Below are 5,373 nucleotides of genomic sequence, written 5' to 3'. Positions count from 1 at the left end.
TTTATTCTATTTTTATTCTATTTTTATTCTATTTTTAATCATCTTTTGGATGCAACGATTATATCTTTTATACCATATGGAGGAACCTCTATTTTTAGGTCTAAAGTTTGAATTATACCTTCCATACCATTTCTTTTGCTTGGAATCTGTTCATATGTATTCTTTGGAATGAATACATATCCTCCAGATTTAACTCTGGATAAGCTTTCGAATGATAATTTCACAATATTGTCATCACTTTCTCTCATGTAACTTTTGTTGAGATTGAGGAGTACAAAATCAAATTCTCCATTTATATTATTAATATCCTGTGGTTTGCATTGTAATATGTTGCTATCCTCGATGATTTGGTCAGTGATTATAAGTCCGGTTCCATATGTAGAGACTAAGTCAAGGAATTGTTTAAGTTCATCCAAATAAGTTTCATCATCCTTTTCTTTGGATTCATTTTTATTTTCACTTAAAATAAGTGAAAATGCTCTCTTTTCAATATCTCTTAAAAAGTTTATATTGTCTTGAACCACATCATAATCTTCATGAACCAAATATACTAATCCGCAGCTTGTATGCAAATCTTCAGTTTTGGGGAATAATCTATTATCAATAATTTCTGCCATAGAAGTTTTATAATGGCTTTTGAATCTGAAACTTATATTGTCTATTGGTGATGATTCTGCAATTATGTCATTTGGGACAATGAATAGTTTTATGGCACCATATGCATATAGTTTATATGGCTTTGCATATTGTACTCTAAAAAGTTCTGGCTTTAAGTATGCATCTAAAATGCTGTCGGTTTCGTGCTGTCCGGAGATTCTATTTAAAAATTCAGCTTCCATACTCGCGCCACAAGGACGACAATTTACTTCTATCAAGACCGGCCCATTTTCGTCAATCATATATTCTCCATGAACTGGACCATATTGGATTCCAATTGCATCTGCCACTTGGTATGCATATTCAACCATTTCAGCTTCACCAATTCTCAATTCATTCACTGTTTCGCTGCTATCATATATTATAGCACCATCAGAAGTTTTGACTTTTGAATATTTCCAAATTAGGGTCACTCTATGTTTACCTTCACAGGATACTGTGTTTACAATATATTCTTCACCGTTTATACGTTCTTGAATTAGGAATTTATTCTCTTTCTCCCCATAATAATTGGCTGAATCAGTTAACATTTGTTTGAGGGATTCAATCATTTCTTCTTTATCTGCGCATATTCTTACGCTGGCAGATCCTGCACTGTAAGTCGGTTTTATGACAACTTCCTTTAGGTTTTCGCTGTCATAGTATTCAATAGCATCTTCTATTGAATCGACTACTTTTCCTCTAATGTAACGAATGCCGTATTCCTTTAATCTGTTATGCATTTCATTTTTTAAGGTCATTGCATCAAGATTTTCTATAGGGTTTCCTAAAAGGCCAAGGTCATGGGATAATTTAGTTGTTAAGATTACTCCTTTTTCACTTCCCGCTAAGATAAGGAGAGGATCCAATTTTCTTACCATCTCAAGTGTCTCTTCATAGGTATCTTGTTCATAGATTATTTCAAAATCGTATTTTATTCTTTTATATTCATCATAAACCATTTTTTTATATTCTTTTCCTTCTCCAGTATCTATTATTTTTGTTTCAAGTACAATAGGATTATATCCTCTGTTTATGATGTCTTCGATAAAGTTGGTTCCTGTTGATATGCATTCAACAACTATGATATTCCTCTTATTATTCTCCATACTATCACTCTCATTTTTTATCCTTTCTTATCATTTATGGTACTAATTAATTGTTACTAAATTTTGTTACTAATTTTATTATGTATTTATTTAATTAAGTATTTTTTCAATTCTTCCAATTTTTTTCTTTTCATTAATTAGTCATTTTTCGCTATCTTAAAGAGAATTATGATAATATGGTTGATTTTTACTAATTTTATGGGTAAAGTTTATATGTATAAAATTTATCTCTATTGTAAAGTTTATACTTTTTGGAGCATTTTCCGAATAGTTTTCAAGTGCTCTCATAGGCATTTTAAATTTATAAACCGAGGCCAAAAATATGAATATGATTACAATAGAAGATTTGCAAAAGGAAAAATATTACAGGAAATATTTGCAGAAGAAAAACATAACACCAGAAACACTGAAAAGCTACAACATCGCACTGGTCCATTTCTGCAATGCAAATAATAAAAGATTCGATGAAATAATCGATGAAGTCAAGGAGGAACAGTACCCATACATTGACGAGAAAGGAAGAATTCACGAGTATGACCCTAACTTTGGAAAAATAGATGACTACATATACAGTGTAGTAACATATCTTACTGAAAGAAACAATTCCAACAGCAGCATAGAAATTAACATCAACAGATTAAGAGCAGTCCTAAACGCATTAAGTATCAAGCTGCCAAAAAAGATAGAATTCCCAAAGGATGATGATGAATGGAATGTGCTTACCACAGATGAAATCAAATATGTTCTCAACATCAGCTATTTGCACCACCAGGCAGCAATAGTCTTCATGGCACATACAGGAATCCGGCTTAAAGATGTAACTAGCTTCAAGATACAGGATTTCATGAAAGCAACAGAAAAGTACCATCACTGCACCGAGATAGACGAGTTCCTGGAAAAGGCACCACAAGACATGATGGGATTCTGGGAATTCATACCACATAAGACAAAAAAGCACAACATCCTATGCAAAGTTCCCAACAGTCCAGAATCATCAAACCTGCTGTTGAACAGTCTGCGACAAAGGAAGAAAAGCATTGAAAGGTACAATAAAAAATACGGTACCAACTTGAAGCTTGAAAAAACAGATGCACTTTTCTCATCCAGGACCAACAAGTTCAAAGGACCAATACAGCCAGCTTCACTAACTGTTGAATGCTTTAGAAAAAACAAGGATCTTGTACGTGAAAGGACCAGGGTCTTAAAACAAAAATTGGAAAATGGGGAAATAAGCAAGGAAACTTTTCATCAGCTTATTGAAGAAACCCCCAAGTTCCATGCCCATGGGCTCCGTAAATTTTTCATAACCACATTGGCTAGAAAAAGAGTTCACTTGCGTGCTTCAGCATTGATGGAAGGACATAAGCCATATATGGAACAGGATAGGTCATATGTGGATGAGGATGAGCTTGAGGAATTGATCTTTTCAGAGTATGAGAACATTATTCCTGCACTTAGCTTTGAAAAGGATGAGATTGATTTCACAATCACTAAGCGAAATAAGGAGTTGGAGCTTGAGAACTATGAGTTAAAGCAGCAGACTGAATTGTTGAGAAAGGAGAATATTGAAATAAGGGATAATATTGATAGGCAAGTTGAGGATAAGATAGATGAAGTTTTAGCAAAATATGGTTTTTAGGTAAGGAGAATTAATTATGAGTGAAAAAGGATTTATCCCTCCCTATACTGGTTATCTTAAAAAGACTCCCAAATCTATTATGTTAAAAAGAATGGAAGAGGAGAATTGGAAACTAAAATGTGTAGAAGCAGGTTTGGGAGAAAAAAGATTGGAAGGATTGGAGGAAATTAAATGAGTGAGAAACGATTTACTTGTGTATTAGGTAAGGATTATCATATAATCAATAATAATATTGATAATATGACTTATTATCTTCAAGATGGGAATGATGTTGTATTGGTTATTAACTTACTGAATAGACTTGTTGAGGAAAATGAGCAGTTACGAACACAATTGTTAATCTGCCAACAATCCAAGAATGATGATGGTCGGTTTAAAGTGTGGCAAGTTCCTCCTATAAGGAGAGGTATGAGAGTAAGTATAACAACAATAGATGATGAACAGAAAAGAGACTCTAAACGATTGGAGATGGTCAGAATGAGTGAGAAACGATTTCAGAAAGGAATGAATCTTTCTTGTGTTGATACTGAAACTGGAAAAAACTATTGGTATGCTTGTAATTTGTGTGGTTTGTTGAATGAGCAACAAACCATTATTGAAGCATTAAAAAGAGAAAATGATAAGTTGTATCATTGGAAATCTAATGATACTTTAAAAGAGCCAGTTACTTATGAAGCAAAGGAGGAAGTGATGATAAAATTGGATAAGGGTGCTCCTTTATAGTATTATGGAGAGGATTGATGATGAGTGAGAAACTTAGAATCAATAAATTTATTATGATGGTTGAATAAAAAAATCATTAATTAAAAAAATATTAATATAGGGGGATTAATCATATGACTAAGTTTTGTCCAAACTGTGGAGAAGAAAATGAAGATGTTGCATTGTTTTGTGCAAAATGTGGGTATGATCTAAAAGATGTTGACCAAAGAATCAGAACAGACAAACGTGCCAAGACTTCCAGTAATGCACTGAACTTTAAAACTTTAGCTGCACTAGTAATGATCGTGGCTATAGTGGGAATAATTGCCTTTAGCTTCATAGGAAATTCCAATGAGGGCATTGGAAACATCACAGTCATTAAAGAATACACTTACGGCTATGCCTTTAGCAATGATGGAAAAATAAACTATTATAATTATTTCCTTGAAGGGGTCTTAAAGAATCTTCCAAGTGATTTTGAAGGTTATGAGTATAGGGCAAGCTTTTATGATGAGAATGATAAGTTTGTAGGTTCTGATGACACTTATGACATGGAATATCTTGTTTCACGTTCAAAGAAATCCCAATCAGACCTGTTGGCATCAATTCAAACAACTGAATATCATAATGTAAGTCATATTCAATTGGAGATTACAGATCCTAATGGTGATGTAATTTATAATGAGAGTGTTAAGTTTGATATGGAGAAATTTGACTTAAGCAGGTTGGAAAAATAAAAATTTTTATTTACGAATTTTTGTGAATTTGGTTTTGCAAGTAATTTTTGCAAAACTCTATTTTTCTTTATTTTTTGATTTAAACAATTTTAAACTATTTTTTTATTCTCTTTTATTTACGGATTCATGCTGCTTATGTTGTGGTGGTTTTTTTATATTTTTTTCCAGGTTTCTTTTGTTCGTATATTATCTAATGTTATTGTCCTGGAGAAAACATGATTTTATACAATCACATAATATTTCACATTTTTTGTTGAACGCGAAATTTGAAAATACATGGGGTTTCATTTTTTTAGGTTGAACAAACTAACAAAATATGGAGAGAAGAGTTGAACATTAGTATTATTTGGAACAGAGTTCTCTGAACGATACATTTATATATTGCCGTGTTTAAAACTATTATTAGACAATGAAGTTTGGTACCACTTTACATCCTATTTTTAAAATACAAACTCGGAACCCAAAACAATAAATTTGGTTTAATGAAAATTTAAATTAAATAGTAAAATATAGATATATTGAAAAGTATAAATTATATTATACTTATTTT

General features: G+C 32.0%; 5 protein-coding genes. 4 read left to right on the top strand and 1 reads right to left on the bottom strand.

Going from position 1 to position 5,373, the window contains the following annotated elements; genetic code table 11:
* Positions 1-38: 38 nt before the first annotated feature.
* A complete protein-coding gene (locus tag ACKI67_RS05960) occupies positions 39-1,745 on the bottom strand; it encodes an ATP-grasp domain-containing protein (protein ID WP_407462522.1) in 1,707 nt (568 codons plus the stop codon).
* A gap of 328 nt (positions 1,746-2,073) precedes the next feature.
* Here ACKI67_RS05960 and ACKI67_RS05955 point away from each other — a divergent pair, with 328 nt between their 5' ends.
* From ACKI67_RS05955 to ACKI67_RS05940, 4 genes are all read left to right on the top strand, one after another.
* Entirely contained in the window at positions 2,074-3,384 is a 1,311-nt protein-coding gene (locus ACKI67_RS05955) for a hypothetical protein (protein WP_407462521.1), read from the top strand.
* A gap of 16 nt (positions 3,385-3,400) precedes the next feature.
* Positions 3,401-3,559 (top strand): hypothetical protein, encoded by a 159-nt coding sequence (locus ACKI67_RS05950; protein WP_407462520.1) that lies wholly within the window; start codon positions 3,401-3,403, stop codon positions 3,557-3,559.
* Positions 3,556-4,107 (top strand): hypothetical protein, encoded by a 552-nt coding sequence (locus tag ACKI67_RS05945; protein WP_407462519.1) that lies wholly within the window; start codon positions 3,556-3,558, stop codon positions 4,105-4,107. Before ACKI67_RS05950 ends, ACKI67_RS05945 begins: the two co-directional genes overlap by 4 nt.
* A 113-nt stretch (positions 4,108-4,220) precedes the next feature.
* Entirely contained in the window at positions 4,221-4,823 is a 603-nt protein-coding gene (locus tag ACKI67_RS05940; RefSeq protein WP_407462517.1) for a zinc-ribbon domain-containing protein, read from the top strand.
* Positions 4,824-5,373 lie beyond the last annotated feature (550 nt).

The sequence above is a fragment of the Methanobrevibacter sp. genome (assembly GCF_045577275.1).
Lineage (GTDB): Archaea > Methanobacteriota > Methanobacteria > Methanobacteriales > Methanobacteriaceae > Methanobrevibacter.
Note: the sequence above shows the minus strand (reverse complement) of the source record. Positions and strands in the feature narration are given on the sequence as shown.

Coding starts and splice junctions, on each gene's coding strand:
- ACKI67_RS05955 (WP_407462521.1), top strand. CDS start 2,074: ATGATTACAATAGAAGATTTGCAAAAGGAAAAATATTACAGGAAATAT.
- ACKI67_RS05945 (WP_407462519.1), top strand. CDS start 3,556: ATGAGTGAGAAACGATTTACTTGTGTATTAGGTAAGGATTATCATATA.
- ACKI67_RS05960 (WP_407462522.1), bottom strand. CDS start 1,745: ATGGAGAATAATAAGAGGAATATCATAGTTGTTGAATGCATATCAACA.
- ACKI67_RS05940 (WP_407462517.1), top strand. CDS start 4,221: ATGACTAAGTTTTGTCCAAACTGTGGAGAAGAAAATGAAGATGTTGCA.
- ACKI67_RS05950 (WP_407462520.1), top strand. CDS start 3,401: ATGAGTGAAAAAGGATTTATCCCTCCCTATACTGGTTATCTTAAAAAG.